Raw genomic sequence first — 17,081 nt, 5'->3', positions numbered from 1 at the left:
GACGCCTGCCCGGCGGCAGGGGGATGTGCGGTTGCGGACGGAATCGGCATCAGCTGGTTCGACTTTCGATGACGGTGCGCACCGGAACTCCTCGCCTGTATCCAGAGCCCGAATCGGGGTGAACTCTAACACGCTGCTGGTCACCGGCATCGGCTCCGCGGGGGGCCGCGGTTCCGGGGGCGGTGCTCGCGAGCGCGCGGGCGGGTAGGGTCTGTCAATCGTGGTGGAAAGTGCAGTGTCGACGACGGCGCTCGCGGAGCCCGGGAAGGATCGGCGCGATGGCGCCGTCGAGGATGGGCGGCCTGCCGCTCCCCGGCCCGATTCGAGTGTCGCGAGGCATCGGCGGCGGATCGTGTTCCGATGGGGCGCGGTCACCGCGATCGGGGTAATTGCCGGATATGTCGCGGTGCTGCTCGCCAACGCGCGGCACTTCTACACCGACGACACCGAATCCCAGTACACCCCGCTGTGGGTGATGCTCGGCCGGCATCTGCGCGAGGGCCATCTGCCGCTGATGGTGCCCGAACAGTGGATGACCGGGAACTACACCATGGAAGAGGCGGGGCTGTTCAACCCGCCGCAATTGCTGATCGATCTGATCGCACCGTCGGTGGACAACCTCGCGCTGCTGGCGACGGTCGTCAAACTCATCTTCTCGATCATCGCCGCCCTCGGTGTGTACCGGGTCTGCCTGGTCTACGGCAGTCGCGCGTCGTGGGCCGCCGTGGCGGGCATCGCCTTCCCGCTCTCGGGCTGGTTCCTGTTCTTCGACGAGGCCAGCTGGGTCACCTCGCTGACCGGTACCGCCTGGATGCTGCACGCCTGGGCCAGTGCCGTGCGCTATGCCCGCGGCCCGGCCGGTGATCGGTCGCGCTACGGCGGCACCCGCGGCTACGGGCCGATCCCGTTGTTCGTCTTCCTGTATCTGGCGATTTCGGTCGAATACGTCTTTCCGGCCGTCGAGGCGGCGCTGATGCTGGTGGCCGTCGCGGTGGGAGAGCTTGTCGTCCAACGCGCCTGGCGGCCGGTGCTGCGGGTCGCGGTGGTCGCGGCCGCCGCCGGTATGGCCGGTTTGATGACGTATCTGCCGAGCATGTTGTCGGCGACGGTGAGCTGGCGAGGCAACTCGCAGATCAACAACGATCGGTTCCTGACGGTGCCGTGGTCGGAATCGCTGAATGCCAGCCTGCCGTCGGCGATGCCGGCTTTCACCTCCTGGTGGGGGTATGTGCAGCCGCTGCCGGTCACCTATATCGCGTGGTTCCTCATTCCGGCGCTGGCATTCGTCGACTGGAATCGCGCGCGCCGGGTCTGGCGGGAACTGATCTCGGTGGCGCTGTTCGCGATCATGTTCCTCATGTGGACGGCCGGGCCCGGGACGGTCGGCCCGCTGCGCTGGCCCGCGCGGGTGCTGCCGATGGTGGCGGTCGGCCTGCTGATCCTGGTCTGCGTGCTGCTGGGCCGGTTCGGCACGGTGCGGGACTGGCGCCCGCGCGCGGTGGCGGCGGCGGTGCTGATCGGTTTGCTCTGGGTGCGGACGTTTTCCGCCGATCCACACCACGTCTGGTGGCATGTGCTCTCCGCGCTCGCCGTCGCGGCGCTGGGCGCCGGCGTGGTGTGGCTGTGGGCGCGGCGCGGCAGCGGGGCGGCCGCGCTGGCGACCGCGGTCGCCGTGCTCCCCATCGCGTATCTGCAGGTGAGTCTGGTCCAGCCGACGCCGATGGGCTGGAATCTGCCCGTGCACCGCGCCGAGGCGGAGGCGGCGTTCCCGGCCTTCGACGGCGTCACCATTCAGCTCGGTGACCGCGGACTGCTGCAGCCGGCGGACAAGAGCCTGGAGGGCGCCTACGGATCGCTGGTGTTCGGCAACTTCGCCAAGGACGTGCATCGCAACTACGTCAACGGCTACACGCCCAACGGGCACTACTGGTTCGGCGAAATGCTCTGCATGCGCTGGGATTCCAGCGTCTGCCCGGACGCGTTCCGGCGGCTGTTCACCCCCGAGCCGATCACCGGGCGCGCCCCGGTGGATCTGATGAAACTCGACCGGGTCGTGCTGCAGCGGGCGATGTTCCCCGACCTCGGGAACCAGCCCGCGCCGCCCGGCTGGACGTGGGCCGACTATCCGGGCCACGAGCGCTACATCTGGGTGCTCGAGCGGGAGCAGGGCCCGGTCTCGACCACGAACGGCCGCATCTCCGACGCGCACGACGTGCAGGCGACCTCCTTGTCGGAATCGGACCGCACCAGCCGGGCACGCGTGAGCTCACCCGACGGTGGGCGCGTGGTCCTCGCGCGGCTGAACTGGCCCGGTTATCGCGCCACGCTCGACGGACGCGAACTCCCGATCCACGAGATCGCGAAATCGATTCTCGCCGTGGATATTCCGGCCGGCACCCGGGACGCCACGCTGGAGGTCTCCTGGGAGCCGCCGGGGTGGCGCATCGGGGTCGCCGGCGCGGTCGGCGGCCTGGTGCTGCTGGCGGTGATGCAGTGGTTGTATCGGCGGTCGCGGCGGCGTCCCGGCGAATCCGGCGATCCGGTGAAACAGGAAGCAGCGGAAGTGGTTTCGTGAGCGTCGGTGCGGACGGAGCGGCCGCGGCGCGGGTGGCGGGGGAGCCGGACACCCCGCCGCCTGGCCTGCTGCTGCGACTGATTCGCCGCCAGGAGATCGCCTTCGCCGCGGTGGGCGCGGCCAACACGCTGCTGGGCATGGTGCTGACGGTGATGTGGCTGAAGGTGCTGCCCGGCGGCTGGCCGCCCGCGGTGGCGGTGGCGCTGGCCTACGCGATCAGCATCGTGTTCGCCTTCTTCGCCCATCGCACCCTGGTCTTCCGGGTGCGCGGTCACCTGGTCGCCGACTTCGTGCGATTCGTCGCGGTCAACTCGGGTGGGCTGATCCTGAACATGGCGGGCGTGCAGCTGGCGGTCGGGGTGTTCGACCTGCCGGAGACCCCCGCCACGGTGGTCGTGATGGGCGCGGTGGCGGTGCTCAGCTTCTTCGGGCATCGGCACATCTCGTTCCGGCGGGCGGCCCGGCCCGCGGATTCGGCGGGCGGGTAGGTTGTCGGATATGGCGGAGCAAACCCTGGACCCGACGTTGTTGAGCCTGCTGGCCTGTCCGGAGGACAAGGGACCGTTGTCGCTGGTGCGCGACGCGGACGGCAACAGCGTGCTCTACAACCCGCGCCTGCGTCGCGCCTACCCGGTCGACAACGGCATCCCGGTGCTGCTGGTCGACGAGGCCCGCGCGGTCGGCGACGCCGAGCACGAGGCCTTCATCGCCCAGGGCTGAGGCCGGCCGGCGGTCGGTAGCCTAGCCGCCGGCGGCGGGCAGGTCACCCGTCAGATAACGCTGGATGGTCGGCCCGACCGCCGCGGCCAGCTCGTCCAGCGGCATCGACGCTACGGGTTCGACCTGCAGAATCTTGCGTGCCACCAGCAGGCCGATCATCTGCGACACGGCCAGCACCACGCGTGTGGTGCCGGAGCCCGGCGGCGAATCCACTTTCTCCCGAACGTCTTTCAGCGCGACCTCCAGCAGGAAACTGCGGGCGAGCGCGGCATCTCCGCCCGCGAGAATGCCGCGAAAGGCCGCGACCGCGTGCACGCCGACCGAGGAATCCCAAGCGCCGACCACGGTCCGGACCACGGTCTCGCCGAGCCGGTCGAGTTCGGCGGCCCGGATCGGCGCGCGGATCAGCTCCGGGTCGATCGGCAGATTCAGTGCGGCGGAGAACAATTGCTGTTTGGTGCCGAAGTAGTGATGCACCAGCGCGGGATCGACCCCCGCCGCGCCCGCGATCGAGCGGATCGAGGCCTTGTCGAATCCGACCTCGGCGAACCGGGTGCGCGCCGCGTCCAGAATCGCCTCCCGGGTACCCGATTCGCCGGCTCGCCGCCCACTGCGGGCGCTCACCCGATCGGTCACGTCGCTCATGCCGTTCCCTCTGTGGCACGGGCGCAGCGCTGCGTGGTGATGCCGCGCTGCCGCCCAAGCTGGCCGCTCATGCCGTGCGCCTGCGGAGGGTGGCGGCGCCCAAAGCCAGTGCGACAGCGGCGAATGCGGCGACGATGCCCAGATCGCGCCACATCGCGGCGGTCGCGCCCGGATGCCGGGAGACCTCCTGCAGCGCGTCGACCGCATAGCTCAGCGGCAGCACGTCGCTGATGATCTCCAGCCAGCGCGGCAGCTGATCGCGCGGTACCAGCAGGCCGCAGAGGAAGAACTGCGGGCCCACCACCAGCGGCATGAACTGCACGGCCTGGAATTCGGTGCGCGCGAACGCACTCGCCAGCAGTCCCAGCGCCACGCCCAGCACCGCGTCCACCACGGCGATCAGCAGCACCAGCCACGCGCTGCCCGCGGCGTGCAAGCCGAGCAACCAGAAGGAGACCAGACACGCCAGGCCCGCCTGCGCCGCCGCGGCGATGGAGAACGCGGTGCCGTATCCGCCCAGCAGATCCAGCTTCGACAGCGGTGTGGTCATCAGCCGCTCCAGCGTTCCCGAGGTCCGCTCCCGCTGCATCGCGATCGCGGTGATCAGGAACATCACGATGAACGGCAGGATGCCCAGCATGCTGATGCCGACGCGGTCGAACAGCGACGGCACCCCCGGCATCGTCGGCGTCTCGTGATAGACGAAATACAGCAGTGTCATGAGCAGCGTCGGCACCAGCAGCAGCATGGCGACGGTGCGCCGGTCCGCGCGCAACTGCCGCAGGATGCGCGCCGAGGTCGCGGTGTAGCAGCGCAGCGGCGGGCGTGACGGCGGGGCGAATGTCGTTGTCATCGCGGCTGTCCCATCGTGATGAGGGCGAGAAATGCGTTCTCCAAACTGGTTTCGCCGGTCTCGGCGCGCAGCTGGTCGGGGGTGAGCTGGGCCAGCAGATGACCGTCGCGCATGAGCAGCAGTTGCTCGCAGTGCTCGGCCTCGTCCATGACATGACTCGAGACCACGAGCGTGCGACCCTGACCGGCGAGTTCGTGGAACTGCTTCCACAACTCGGCCCGCAGCACCGGATCCAGTCCGACGGTCGGCTCGTCGAGGACCAGCAGTTCCGGATCGGCGACCAGCGCGCACGCCAGTGACGCCCGGGTGCGCTGCCCGCCGGAGAGTTGATTGCCCCGATGCCGGATATGCGGGCTCAGGCCGACCTGTTCGATCGCCGCGTGCACCGCGTCGGAGTCGCGGCCGTAGAGCGCGGCGAAGTAGGAGACGTTGTCCAGCACGCTGAGATCGTCGTAGATACTCGGCGCCTGGGTGACGTAACCGACGCGCGAGCGCAGTCCGCGGGTGCCCGCCTCCTCGCCGAGCACCCGCACACTGCCGGCCTCGATCAGCTGCGTGCCGACGATGCTGCGCATCAGCGTGGTCTTACCGCAGCCGGAGGGCCCGAGCAGGCCGGTGATGCTGCCCGCCGGAACGGTCAGCGAAATGTCGTGCAGCACTTCGTGTCCCCCGCGACGCACCCGCAGGTGCTCGACGGTGATCGCCGGGGACGAATCGGGGTTCGCCACGGTCCACCTCTCACGTCACACGGCCGGCGAGGTTATTCACCGAGCGTTGAATTCATTGTGTGTTGAATTCTGCCCGCGGTCCGGTCGTGACGCAAGAGGGGAGTCGTGACGCAAGAGAGGATCAGTGGTGATCGTGCGGCGGCGATGTGGCCGGGAATCGATGGGGGGAGTGCCGCGTTCAGCCCCGGTCGTCGGCGGCGGGCACGGCGCAGCCGTCCGGACCGCAGGCATCGCCGTCGCCGAGCACCTGCAGCGCGGGCGCCCGATCGGCCCACGCCCGCTCCAATGCCTGAGTGAACACCTCCGGCGGCTGAGCCCCGGATACCCCGTAGGTGCGATCGAAGACGAAGAACGGCACGCCGGTCGCACCGAGTTCGGCGGCGGTCTGTTCGTCGGCGCGCACCGCTTCGGCGTAGGCCTGCGGGTCGTCGAGGGTCGCGCGCACCTCGGCCGCGTCCAGCCCGGCTCGCGCGGCCAGCTCGATCAACCGTTCCCGGTCGCCGAACACCGGCTTCTCGTCGGCGAAATTGCCCTCGTACAGCGCGTCGAGCAGTTCCTCCTGCCGTCCGCGTTCCAGTGCGAAGTGCAGCAGCCGGTGCATATCGAAGCTGTTGCCGAAGTCGCGGCCCTCGGTGCGATACGGCAGGCCGACGGCCTGGGCCTGGGCCGCGATGCCGCGTTCGTTGGCGGCGGCCTGGGCCTCGCTGATGCCGTACTTCTCCGCGATATGGGCGACCACCGGGCCGCTGTGCCCGGCCGGCAGCGTCGGATCCAGCTCGAAGGATCGGTGCACGACCCGCACCTGGTCGCGGTGGTCGAAGCCGGCCAGTGCCTGCTCGAAGCGCCGCTTGCCCAGGTAGCAGAACGGGCAGTTGATATCGGTCCAGATCTCGACCTGTACGGCCATGGTCACCTCATTCGCGTCGTCCGGAAGTCCTGACATGTCAACCGGACCGGTGGCCGCCCTGTTCCCTGTGACCGGCATCACAAATGAAGGTGTCACGAATTCGGCGGCCTACTTGTCCCATCACCGAATCGCACAGTCGACCCGCGAAAGGACAGGACCATGAGCGAGACCCAGCGCAGCAATCGAAAGACCCAGCACGAGCCGCACGCCGGGCGTCCGCACGAGATCGTCGTCCTCGGCGCCGGATACACCGGAATGCTGGCGGCGATCCGGCTCGCGCGCCGCACCCGCAAGCAGGCGGTGCACATCACGCTGGTCAATCCGTCGGAGCGGTTCACCGAACGGCTGCGCATGCATCAGGTCGCGGCCGGTGCCGAACTCGCCGATCACCGGATCCCGGAACTGCTGGCCGGCACCGGCGTGACCTTCCGGCGCGCCGCCGCTACCGCGATCGACCCGGTCGCACACCGTGTGATCTGCGACGACGGTGCCGACCTCGGCTACGACACCCTGGTCTACGCCCTCGGCAGCCGTGCCGACACCACCACCGTGCCCGGTGTGGCCGAGCACGCGTGGACCCTCGACGATCCGCGCACGGCGCATCGGATGTCGGAGCGCCTCGCCGAACTCGAGGCGAGCGGGGGAGCGGTCGCGATCTGCGGTGGTGGCCTCACCGGCGTCGAAGCCGCCACCGAGATCGCCGAATCCCACCCCGGTCTGACCGTGACCCTGATCAGCACCGGCGAACCCGCCGCCATGCTGGGTGAGCGCCCGCGCGCCTACCTCGAGCGCGCCCTGGACCGCCTGAACATCGTGCGCCGCAGCGGAACTCGCGTCACCAAGGTGCTGCCCGACGCGGTCCGCCTCGACAGCGGCGTGATGGTGCCCGCCGGGCTCACGCTGTGGACCGCCGGAGTGCGCGTGCCCGCCCTGGCCGCGGCGGCCGGCATCACGACGGACGCGGCGGGGGCCATCGTCACCGACGCGACCTTGCGTTCGGTATCGCATCCCGACATCTACGCCATCGGCGATGCCGCCGCGATCACCCAGCCGTGGGGCCGCATGCACGGCACCTGCCAGAGCGGTATGCCGACCGCGGCCTACGTCGCCGACACCATCGCGCGACGGCTGCGCGGAAAGCCGGTGCGGCCGTTCCGGTTCGGATACTTCCATCAGCCGGTCAGCCTCGGCCGCCGCGATGCGGTCATCGGGTTCACCCACGCCGACGACAGCCCCCGGCGCGCGTACCTGAAGGGCCGCGCCGCGGTGCGCTACAAGGAGTTCGTGAGCAGCAGCCCGGTCCCGACCTTCCGGTTGAGCCGCCGCGCGAATGTCTCGGTGACGCTGTCGCGAGGGGGCCGCGCGACACGCGCGGCCGGCCGGATCGCGGCGTGAGGGACCTGCGCCGACATTGCGGGCGCTCGATCGATCGGGAGAGGATGAGCGCATGGACGGTGAGGCCGAGGACGCCGGTGCGGTGACCGCGCGGCCCGCGCACCCACCGGCGGACCCCGGCGATGCGTTCGACACGCATCGCCGGCTGCTGTTCGCCACCGCGTATCAACTGCTCGGCAGTGTGGCCGACGCCGAGGACGTGCTGCAGGACGCCTGGCTGAAATGGCACGAGGTCGACCGGGAGCGGGTCCGCCACCCCAAGGCCTACCTGGTGCGGACGGTGACCAACCTGTCGCTGAACCGGCTCACCAGCGCCCGCGCGGTCCGCGAAACCTATGTCGGCCCGTGGCTGCCCGAACCGCTGCTCAGCGAACCCGACGCCACCGAGCGCGTCGAGATCGTCGACACGGTGTCCACGGCCATGCTGGTCGTGCTGGAGACACTCGGCCCGGTCGAGCGGGCGGTGTTCGTACTGCGCGACGTCTTCGGTTTCTCACCCGCCGAGATCGCCGGCTTTCTCGATCGACCCGAGCCGGCCATCCGGCAGATCTCGCATCGCGCCCGCAATCACGTGCAGGCGCGCCGGCCGCGCTACGACACCGATCCCGTTGCGCGGCAGGAGATCACCGAGCGGTTCCTGGCGGCGGCCAACGGCGGCGACGTCAACGCGCTGATGCAGCTGCTCGCCCCCGACGTCACCCTCTGGAACGACGGCGGTGGCAAGGTCACCGCGGCCCGCCGCCCGCTGCACGGCCCCGACCACGTCGCCCGCTGGCTGCTCGGCGTGCTGGCCAAACCCGTCCTGACCGGAATCCGGATGCGGGCCGCGGTGCTCAACGGCGAACTGAGCGTGGTCGGCGAGATCGGCGAGTTTCCGGTCGGCGCGCTCACCTTCGACATCCTCGACGGTCGCGTGCAGAACCTGCGCTTCCAGGTGAACCCCGACAAACTCGCCGGCCTGCGCCCACCGCAATAGAGCCGATACCACTGATTCGCCCGAAATGTCCTGTGTAGCTGCGGGATGCGCTATTTTTGTCATCCGCCGGGACGGTTCCGGCCGCGATCAGAATGGTAGGAGTTTCACAAGTGCACAGCGTAGCGAGCCGCCCCCGTCGATCCGGCGCCGGTATTCCGGCCCGTCGAACCACCCTGACCGGCTGGCTGCTCGCCGCCGGTGTCGGCTTTGCCGCCGTCTTCGCCCCCACCGCGACCGCCACCGCCGCCCCGGCCTTCATCTCCTGCCCCGCAGGCGATTACGAGAACGTCGACCACGCCTGCGTCCCGCGTCCCGGCTCGGATCCCGACGGCGCGACCGCACAGTGCAGCGACGGCACCTACAGCTACAGCCGCCACCGCAGTGGAACCTGCTCCCATCACGGTGGTGTCGAGCGCTGGCTCTGACCGAGCCCGGCGTCCGCGGCGGGCGTGGCGCCGGTCACCACGGGTGCTCGAGTAAGAATGAGAACCCGTGTCTGCCGAGGAACTCGCCGTGGAACCGCTGGCCGCCGCCCGCCGCCTGCTGGGCGCGACCATGCGGTCCGGCCCGGTCGCCGTGCGCATCGTCGAGGTCGAGGCGTACGGCGGTGACCCGGCCGGGCCCTGGCACGACCCGGCGGCCCACTCCGGCCGCGGGCGCACCCCGCGCAACGCCGTCATGTTCGGTCCGCCCGGCATGCTCTACGTCTACTTCAGTTACGGCATGCACACCTGCGTGAACGTCACCAGCGGCCCCGACGGCATCGCCAGTGCCGTGCTGCTGCGGGCCGGTGAGGTGATCGAGGGCCACGAGATCGCGCGCTCCCGGCGCCCCGCGGCCCGCGCCGATATCGATCTGGCGCGCGGGCCCGGCAACTTCGGCAGTGCCCTGGGAATCACGCTCCCCGACTACGGCACCGCCCTGTTCGACCCGGCAGCGTCGATCCGAGTGGAGTTGGGCCCCGAGATCACCGACTCCGCGGCGATCGGTGTGGGCCCCCGGGTCGGCGTGAGCCTGGCCGCCGACCGCCCGTGGCGGCTGTGGTTGCGCGACTCCCCGGCGGTCTCGGCCTACCGGCGCAGTCCGCGCGCCCCCGAGGTCGGACGGTCAGCCTGAGCGGTCAGCTCGTCACGTCGGCGCGGATCCGCCCGCGTTGCGCCGCCGCGATCGTCGCCGCCAGTTCGGCCGCCGCGACCGTATCGGCGATCCCGAGCGTCCATCGGGTGTCCCCGCCGATCCGGAACTCGCCGTAGACCACGTATTCCGCGTCCGCGCCGGCAGGCAGCCGGTGGTGGGCCGACTGCAGCGACTCGATCGAGATACCGTGAGCGGCAACTATTTTCGTGAGTTCGTTCGCGGCATCGGCGGCCGCCGAAATGGTCTCGACGGCCTCCGGCGCGGTGATCACGACGTCGCCGGACTCGCTGAATCGGCAGTGGATCCGGCCTGCGGCACAGTCGATACCGTCGCCCGTCGGGCCGTACACCTGCCACAGCAGATCCCACAGCCAGGGCGCACTCACCTCGGCGCCGGTGTCGTCGGTATGGCGCTGTACGTGCCGGGCGAAGTCGATCTGCAACCGTCGCGGCAGTTCCAATCCGTATCCGGTCTGCAGCAGATACGCGATACCGCCCTTGCCGGACTGCGAATTCACCCGGATCACCGCCTCGTAACTGCGTCCGACATCCGCCGGATCGATGGGCAGATACGGCACCTGCCACTCGATCTCGGATTCCGGCACCCCGGCCAGCTCGGCCCGACGGCGATGGTCGGCGAACCCCTTCTTGATCGCATCCTGGTGCGTTCCGGAGAACGCGGTGTAGACCAGATCGCCGGCGTAGGGGTGCCGCTCCGGAATCGGCATCCGCGTGCAGTACTCGACGGTCCGGCGAATTCCATCGATATCGGAGAAGTCGATCATCGGATCCACGCCCTGGGCATGCAGATTCAACGCAAGCGTCGCGATGTCGACGTTGCCGGTGCGTTCACCGTTGCCGAAGACGCAGCCCTCCACGCGCTGGGCTCCGGCCAGCATCGCCAGTTCCGCGCAGGCGATGCCGGTGCCGCGGTCGTTGTGCGGATGCACCGACAGGATCACCCCGTCGCGGCGGCTCAGATTGCGGTGCATGTATTCGATCTGGTCGGCATAGACATTGGGCGTGGCCACCTCCACTGTCGCCGGCAGATTCAGCACCACCGGGCGCTGCGGGCAGGCGTCCCACAGCTCCGTCATCGCATCGCACACCTCCAGCACGAAATCCGGTTCGGTGAGCATGAAAACCTCGGGGGAGAACTGGAATCGCAGATTCGGCCGATCGCCGGCCAGCCGCGCGATCTCGCGTCCACCCGCGAGGATCATCTCCGCCACCTCGGCCCGGGACCGTCCGAGCACGACCTCCCGCCACAGCGGCGCGGTCGCGGTGTACATGTGGATCACCACGTCGTTGCTGATCCCCTCCACCGACTCCAAGGTCCGTGCGATGAGATCGGCACGTGCCGGAGTGAAGACGGCCAGGGTGACGTCGGCGGGCGCCAGCTCGGCGTCGCGGATCAGGCGGACGAAGTCGAAATCGGTTTGCGAGGCGCTCGGATAGCCGACCTCGATCTCCTTGTAGCCGATCGCGACCAGCATTTCGAAGAATCGGCGCTTCCGCGTCGGATCCATCGGTTCGGCCAGGGCCTGATTGCCGTCGCGCAGGTCGACCGGCACCCACAGCGGGGCGGATTCGAGACGTTTCGAGGGCCAGCTGCGGTCGGTCAGCGGCACCGGAACTCGGTGATACACATCGTGATAGCGATGCGAGGGCATGGCGGAGGGGCGCTGGCGATTCCAGCGGGACGTGTGCTCGTGCACGGGATCGGCTTTCTGCGTCGGAGGTGTCGACCGGCGCAGCCCAGCAACCCGCGGGCAGGGTGCCGGTCGTTCAGACCCCGCCGCGGCGGCCGAGGAGAAGCAGTCCCTGTCCCATGTCGGCTACCATAGCGAGTAACAACTCCTCAGACAAGTAGAGAGGTGAGGGCCGATGGCGACCGTGCAGAGGCAACCGCTGGCGGCCCAGGCCGCCCAGCTCCTGCTCGACCGGATCCGCGCGGGCGAATGGCAGCTCGGACACAAACTGCCGGGCGAGACGACCCTCGCGGCCCAGCTCGGCGTGGGACGCTCCACGCTGCGCGAGGCGATCCGGGAACTGTCCGGCCACGGCGTGCTCGAAAGCCGCCAGGGGGCAGGCGTTTTCGTCACCGCGCTGGAGGCGGCCGAGGACTGGGACGAGGTGCTGCGCCGGGCCGACGTCGCCGCCGTCATCGAGGCCCGCATCGCCGTCGAGGCCGAGGCCGCGGCTCTGGCGGCGCAGCGGCGCACGCCGGCCGATCTGCGGATCATGCGAAAGGCGCTGGCGGTGCGCGCCGGATCCGGCGATTCGGTCGAACATCTCGTCGACGCCGATACCGCCTTCCATCGCACCGTGATCGCGGCGGCACACAACGACGTGCTGTTGCAGTTGTTCGACGCCTTCGTCCCGCGCGTGCACCGCGCGATGACGCAGATGCTGCGGATGCGGCCGATGGCCGATCCCGCCGCGGACCATCACGCCCACGAGGTGTTGTTCGAGGCGATTCGCGATCGGTCGTCCGAGACGGCGGCCACGGCCAGCCGAGTGCACCTGAGCGCCTTGAAATCGGCTTTCACCTGACCGATGAATTCCTCCGGGGCGGTCCGTCTTCTGTGGTGAGCGCGCTCGAACAGACACCGAGCATCCGGAAGGACACCGAATCATGACCGCCATCACCGCCTCCGCCCCGTCCGTCGCCACCCGTCCCGGCAAGATCCGCAACCGCGTGCTGTGGACCCTGCAGATCGTGCTGGGCCTGTTCTTCGTCATCGCCTCCGGACTGCCGAAGGTGGTCGGCCAATCCGACGCCGTCCGCATCTTCCACGACATCGGCTGGGGCGACTGGTTCCGCTATTTCACCGGTCTGGTGGAGATCTCGGGCGGCATCGGCCTGATGGTGCCGCGCCTGTCCTGGCTCGCCGCCGCCGGACTGTCGATCACCATGGTGTGCGCCGCCGCGACCCAGGTCTTCGTCATGGACGCCCCGGCGGGTGCGATCTTCCCGCTGGTTCTGATGGCGGTCTTCGCCTGGATCGCCTACGAACGTCGCCCCGCACACTGAAGCGCGACCGCCCGATGGGCCCGCTCCGGGAAACACCCGGCGCGGGCCCATCGACATGTCGGTCGAGCGTGCCCGGAGATCTGTACCGCCGCGGACTTCCCAGGCTGCGGCACAACGACTTTCGGCGGTGGCGTTGGTCAGCCGCCCGCACCCGCGTCGCGTTCCGCTTCTCCCGCAAGGGGTTCGGTGCGCCGGTGCATACCCGGGCTGACCCCGTAGCGCCGTTTGAACGCGGCACTGAGACTGAACGCCGTCCCGTAACCGACCTGCCGGGCGATCGACTCGATGGTGGCGTCGGTGCCGCGCAGCAGGTCCGCCGCCCGCGCCAGCCGCCATTCGGTGAGGTAGGCGATCGGCGGATCCCCCACGAGTTCGGTGAACCGGCGGGCGAGCGCCGCCCGGGACGCGCCCACGGTCGCCGCCAGTTCGGCGACCGTCCAATCGTGGGCGGGATTGTGCTCGAGCAGCCGCAACGCCTGTCCCACCACGGGATCGGCGTAGGCGCTGTACCACTGCGGCGCCTCCGCCCGCGCGAACCAGGTACGCAGTGCGGCGATGGTCAGCAGATCCAGCAGCCGGTCGAGAACCGATGCCTGCCCCGGAACGTCGCGGCCGGACTCGTCGACCAACAGTCCGAGCAGACGTTCGTCCACCTCGTGACCGTCGAGTACGGCCCGCGGCGGCAGTGCACGCAGCAGCCGGTCGCTGACCGTGCCGGCCACCTCGTAGGTACCGGTCAGCAGCGCGGTCGTTCCGGCTGCATTCGTCCCCCAGCTACGGACCCCGAGATCCCATGTCTCACAGAGCAGTTCACCGTCCGGAGTGGTCGTGGTCTGCCCGGGGTGAACGATCGCCTGCGGCGGGGTCGACGGTTCGTCGGCGACCGTGTACGGATCCGGACCGCGCAGAATCGCGACCGCGCCCTCCTCGAGCCGGATCGGATCGTCGTCGTCCGGGACGAGATAGGCGTATCCGCGGGTCACCACCACCACCGTGAGCGGCGCCCGGTCCTGGATCCGCAGCGACCACGGCGGGTCCAGCAACGAGCGCATCACGAACGCACCGCGAGCGCGCGGGCCGTCGAGCAGGTCGGCGAGGGCATCCATCCCACGACGATCGCGTATGGCGGCGAGCGCGGCAACCGGGTTCCCAGCACCGGCGGGCCGGCGGCACCCCGGGAAATCGTGGACGATCACCGGCATCTCCGATCACCCGCGCGGCGCATCGGACGGTTCGCCGCCTCCTACCGGCCAACTGCCCTCGGCCGCGGTGCGCCGGGCATAGTCGGCAAACGATCGCGGCCCCCGCCCGAGCGCGCGCTCGACCCCGTCGGTGACGGCCGTATTGCGACCGTCGAGAACGGTGCCGAACAGATAGGTCAGCGAGTCGACGACCTCGCCGGGCAGCCCCATCGCCGACATCGCGGCGGCGTACTCGTCCAGGCTCACCGGCTGATATCCGATCTCGCGGCCGGTGGCGGCGGCGATGGTGGCCACGGCCTCGGCGAAGGTCAGCGCCTGCGGCCCGGTCAGCTCATAGATCTCACCGGCATGCCCGTCCTCGGTGAGTGCGGCGACGGCGACATCGGCGATGTCCTCGGCGTCGACGAACGGCTCGGCGACCGCGTCGGCCGGCAGTGTCACCTGTCCCGCCGCGATCTCCCCGGCCAGAAAATCCTCGCTGAAGTTCTGGGCGAACCAGCTGCACCGCACGACGGTCGTGGCCAGGCCGCTGCGCAGGGCGATCTCCTCACACCGCTGCGCTTCGGGCTCGCCCCGGCCGGACAGCAGAACCAGTCGCCGCACCCCGGCCCGCCGCGCCGCCTCGGTCAGTGCTCCCACCGCCTCGTCCGCGCCCGGGGCGGCGAGATCCGGCTGGTACGCGAGGTAGACGGATCGGGCGCCGTGCAGGGCGGCATCCCAGGTCGTCCGGTCGGCCCAGTCGAAGGGGACCGCCGTCGAGCGGGAGGCCGGTCGTACCTCGATCCCGCGCTCGGCCAGGCGCGCCACGATCCGTCGGCCCGTCTTGCCGGTGCCGCCCAAGACGACGACCGGGCCCGCATCGGTGTGGTCGAGGCCGTGGGAGGCGGTAGTTGCCGTGACCGGGTGATCGGATTCATCGGTCTCGAAAACCGTTGCGGTGCTGATGGTTTCGTTTTCGCTGATGGTGTTTTCGGTCATGCGTCAAGTACATCCGGCGCGGAGCCCACCGGCCATGGTCCGGACGCTCGCCCACATACGCGCGCGTCCACGCCGGGCGTTCCTGCCGAGGATCGTCGAGCACCGGCGCGCTCGCCGCTCGTCCGCCACCGGACCGTACGCCCATCCGGACATGGCCGACCCAGCGCAGCCGAGCGGGCCCGGTGCGGAAAGATGGGAGGGCGTGAGCGCCGACATCATCGACGAACTGACCTGGCGTGGGCTGATCGCACAGTCCACGGATCTGGATGCCCTGCGGGCCGAAACGGCGAAGGGCCCCATCACCCTGTACGCGGGTTTCGACCCCACCGCGGCGAGTCTGCATGCGGGTCATCTCGTTCCGCTGCTCACGCTCAAACGCTTCCAGCAGGCCGGACACCGCCCGATCGTCCTGGCCGGCGGCGCCACCGGCCTGATCGGTGACCCCCGCGACGTGGGGGAGCGGGTGATGAACTCGACCGACACCGTCGCCGAGTGGGCCGACCGGATCCGCGGCCAGCTGCAACGCTTCGTCGACTTCGACGATTCGCCGACCGGCGCGATCATCGCCAACAATATGGAATGGACGGGCAACCTCAGCGCCGTCGACTTCCTCCGCGACATCGGCAAGCACTTCTCGGTGAACGTGATGCTCGCGCGGGAGACGGTCAAGCGCCGCCTCGACAGCGACGGCATCTCCTACACCGAATTCAGCTACATGCTGCTGCAGGCCAACGACTTCGTGCAGCTGCGCCGCGCACATGGCTGTCACCTGCAGGTCGGCGGCTCGGATCAGTGGGGCAACATCATCGCCGGCGTCGAACTCAACCGCCGCCTCGACGGTGCACAGGTTCACGCCCTCACCACCCCGCTGGTCACCTCCGCCGACGGCAAGAAATTCGGCAAGTCGACCGGCGGCGGCAGCCTCTGGCTCGACCCCGAGATGACCAGTCCGTACGCCTGGTACCAGTACTTCGTGAACACCGGCGACGCCGATGTGATCCGCTACCTGCGCTGGTTCACCTTCCTGGACCGGGAGGAGCTGGCCGAACTCGAGACCGCGACCGCCGAACGCCCGCACGCGCGGGAGGCGCAACGCCGTCTGGCCGCCGAGATGACCACGCTCGTGCACGGCGAGGCGCACACCCGCGCGGTGCAGCTGGCCAGCCAGGCGCTGTTCGGCCGCGGCGATCTGCACGACCTGGACGAAACGACGCTCGGGTCCGCGCTGGCCGAAGCCGCTGGTGAGGGCACCGTGGCGGAGGCCGGTCCCGAATCGACGATCGTGGATCTGCTGGTCGCCTCCGGACTCTCCGACAGTCGTGGCGCAGCTCGCCGGGCGGTCGCCGACGGTGGTGCCTCGGTCAACAACGTCCGTATCTCCGATCCGGAGTGGGTACCCGCCGACGCCGACTACCTGCACGGACGCTGGTTGGTCCTGCGGCGCGGCAAGAAGAACTTCGCCGGCGCCCGCCGAGCGGGACGCTGATCCGGCCATGACCTGAGTCACATCCGTGTGATTCAGGTCGGTCACCGGCCCGGAGCGGGCTCGGTGACCTGCGCAAACGCGCGCCGACGTGGCGATTTGACGTTCCGTTCTCCGCCACGTAACTTATTCCAAGTCAGAGCGACACGGACACCGACCCGGAGCCGAGAGGCCCGGGACAACGAGGTCGGACGAGGAGCGCCTGACGGCCAGTAGGACCCAGAGATCGTGAGTTGACTTCGCGAGCTTCAGTGGTTAGGCTGGAAAAGTTGCCTCTCAGGAAGGTCGGTTAACCGGCCGGACTGTTTGTGCGCCTGTTCTTTGAGAACTCAATAGTGTGTCGATGAATGTCAGTGCCAAATGTTTTATTTTGGTTCCGATCTTCACCCCCCGTGTGAGGGTCGGACATTTTTGTCAGCTAATTTTCCGGCTGGCGTTTTAGTTAG

At 69.4% G+C, this 17,081-nt stretch carries 17 protein-coding genes; 10 read left to right on the top strand and 7 right to left on the bottom strand.

Features of this window, described 5'->3' with window-relative positions:
* The first annotated feature begins 352 nt into the window (after positions 1–352).
* From NA3_RS24905 to NA3_RS24895, 3 genes are read left to right on the top strand one after another with little or no spacing between them, the layout of a single operon-like run.
* Positions 353–2,575 carry a hypothetical protein gene (locus NA3_RS24905; RefSeq protein WP_062966092.1) on the top strand — a complete coding sequence of 741 codons (2,223 nt, stop codon included), beginning with the start codon at positions 353–355 and terminating at the stop codon, positions 2,573–2,575.
* On the top strand, positions 2,572–3,063 hold the full coding sequence (locus tag NA3_RS24900) for a GtrA family protein (RefSeq protein ID WP_308189526.1): 492 nt from the start codon (positions 2,572–2,574) through the stop codon (positions 3,061–3,063). Before NA3_RS24905 ends, NA3_RS24900 begins: the two co-directional genes overlap by 4 nt.
* A 10-nt stretch (positions 3,064–3,073) precedes the next feature.
* Complete coding sequence (locus tag NA3_RS24895; RefSeq protein WP_062966091.1) at positions 3,074–3,295, top strand: Trm112 family protein; 222 nt, start codon at positions 3,074–3,076, stop codon at positions 3,293–3,295.
* Between the two features lie 21 nt (positions 3,296–3,316).
* Here NA3_RS24895 and NA3_RS24890 read toward each other — a convergent pair whose 3' ends face one another.
* The 4 genes from NA3_RS24890 to NA3_RS24875 form a co-directional block, all read right to left on the bottom strand.
* The gene (locus NA3_RS24890) at positions 3,317–3,940 is read right to left on the bottom strand and encodes a TetR/AcrR family transcriptional regulator (protein WP_062966090.1); all 624 of its coding nucleotides are present in this window, start codon (positions 3,938–3,940) and stop codon (positions 3,317–3,319) included.
* 67 nt (positions 3,941–4,007) lie between these two features.
* Positions 4,008–4,793 (bottom strand): ABC transporter permease, encoded by a 786-nt coding sequence (locus NA3_RS24885; protein WP_062966089.1) that lies wholly within the window; start codon positions 4,791–4,793, stop codon positions 4,008–4,010.
* Positions 4,790–5,521: an ABC transporter ATP-binding protein gene (locus NA3_RS24880; protein ID WP_062966088.1), complete on the bottom strand. Its 732-nt coding sequence runs from the start codon at positions 5,519–5,521 to the stop codon at positions 4,790–4,792. The genes NA3_RS24885 and NA3_RS24880 overlap by 4 nt, the downstream gene beginning before the upstream one ends.
* 178 nt (positions 5,522–5,699) lie before the next feature.
* Entirely contained in the window at positions 5,700–6,428 is a 729-nt protein-coding gene (locus NA3_RS24875; protein ID WP_062966330.1) for a DsbA family oxidoreductase, read from the bottom strand.
* 159 nt (positions 6,429–6,587) lie between these two features.
* On the opposite strand from NA3_RS24875, the gene NA3_RS24870 reads away from it, so the two are divergent.
* The 4 genes from NA3_RS24870 (at position 6,588) to NA3_RS24855 (ending at position 9,915) form a co-directional block, all read left to right on the top strand.
* Positions 6,588–7,823 (top strand): NAD(P)/FAD-dependent oxidoreductase, encoded by a 1,236-nt coding sequence (locus tag NA3_RS24870; RefSeq protein ID WP_062966087.1) that lies wholly within the window; start codon positions 6,588–6,590, stop codon positions 7,821–7,823.
* 52 nt (positions 7,824–7,875) lie between these two features.
* On the top strand, positions 7,876–8,799 hold the full coding sequence (locus NA3_RS24865) for an RNA polymerase sigma-70 factor (RefSeq protein WP_084491851.1): 924 nt from the start codon (positions 7,876–7,878) through the stop codon (positions 8,797–8,799).
* Positions 8,800–8,909: 110 nt separating this feature from the next.
* The gene (locus tag NA3_RS39090; RefSeq protein ID WP_267887399.1) at positions 8,910–9,224 is read left to right on the top strand and encodes a DUF3761 domain-containing protein; all 315 of its coding nucleotides are present in this window, start codon (positions 8,910–8,912) and stop codon (positions 9,222–9,224) included.
* 67 nt (positions 9,225–9,291) lie between these two features.
* Positions 9,292–9,915 carry a DNA-3-methyladenine glycosylase gene (locus NA3_RS24855; protein ID WP_062966086.1) on the top strand — a complete coding sequence of 208 codons (624 nt, stop codon included), beginning with the start codon at positions 9,292–9,294 and terminating at the stop codon, positions 9,913–9,915.
* 4 nt (positions 9,916–9,919) lie between these two features.
* Here NA3_RS24855 and NA3_RS24850 read toward each other — a convergent pair whose 3' ends face one another.
* The gene (locus NA3_RS24850) at positions 9,920–11,608 is read right to left on the bottom strand and encodes a 2-isopropylmalate synthase (protein ID WP_062966327.1); all 1,689 of its coding nucleotides are present in this window, start codon (positions 11,606–11,608) and stop codon (positions 9,920–9,922) included.
* A 214-nt stretch (positions 11,609–11,822) separates the two neighbouring features.
* On the opposite strand from NA3_RS24850, the gene NA3_RS24845 reads away from it, so the two are divergent.
* Complete coding sequence (locus tag NA3_RS24845) at positions 11,823–12,491, top strand: FadR/GntR family transcriptional regulator (protein ID WP_062966085.1); 669 nt, start codon at positions 11,823–11,825, stop codon at positions 12,489–12,491.
* Between the two features lie 82 nt (positions 12,492–12,573).
* Positions 12,574–12,972, top strand: a complete 399-nt coding sequence (locus NA3_RS24840) for a DoxX family protein (protein WP_062966084.1) — start codon at positions 12,574–12,576, stop codon at positions 12,970–12,972.
* Positions 12,973–13,109: 137 nt separating this feature from the next.
* Here the strand turns inward: NA3_RS24840 and NA3_RS24835 are convergent, their stop codons facing one another.
* Both NA3_RS24835 and NA3_RS24830 read right to left on the bottom strand, forming a co-directional pair.
* Complete coding sequence (locus NA3_RS24835; RefSeq protein WP_062966326.1) at positions 13,110–14,078, bottom strand: AraC family transcriptional regulator; 969 nt, start codon at positions 14,076–14,078, stop codon at positions 13,110–13,112.
* Between the two features lie 102 nt (positions 14,079–14,180).
* Positions 14,181–15,152 (bottom strand): NAD(P)H-binding protein, encoded by a 972-nt coding sequence (locus tag NA3_RS24830; protein ID WP_084491850.1) that lies wholly within the window; start codon positions 15,150–15,152, stop codon positions 14,181–14,183.
* Positions 15,153–15,354: 202 nt separating this feature from the next.
* Here NA3_RS24830 and tyrS point away from each other — a divergent pair, with 202 nt between their 5' ends.
* A complete protein-coding gene (gene tyrS, locus NA3_RS24825; protein WP_062966083.1) occupies positions 15,355–16,638 on the top strand; it encodes a tyrosine--tRNA ligase in 1,284 nt (427 codons plus the stop codon).
* Positions 16,639–17,081 lie beyond the last annotated feature (443 nt).

Origin of the sequence: Nocardia africana NBRC 100379, from assembly GCF_001612635.1 — a bacterium.
GTDB classification, from domain to species: domain Bacteria; phylum Actinomycetota; class Actinomycetes; order Mycobacteriales; family Mycobacteriaceae; genus Nocardia; species Nocardia africana.
This window is presented reverse-complemented; position numbering and strand designations above follow the sequence as displayed.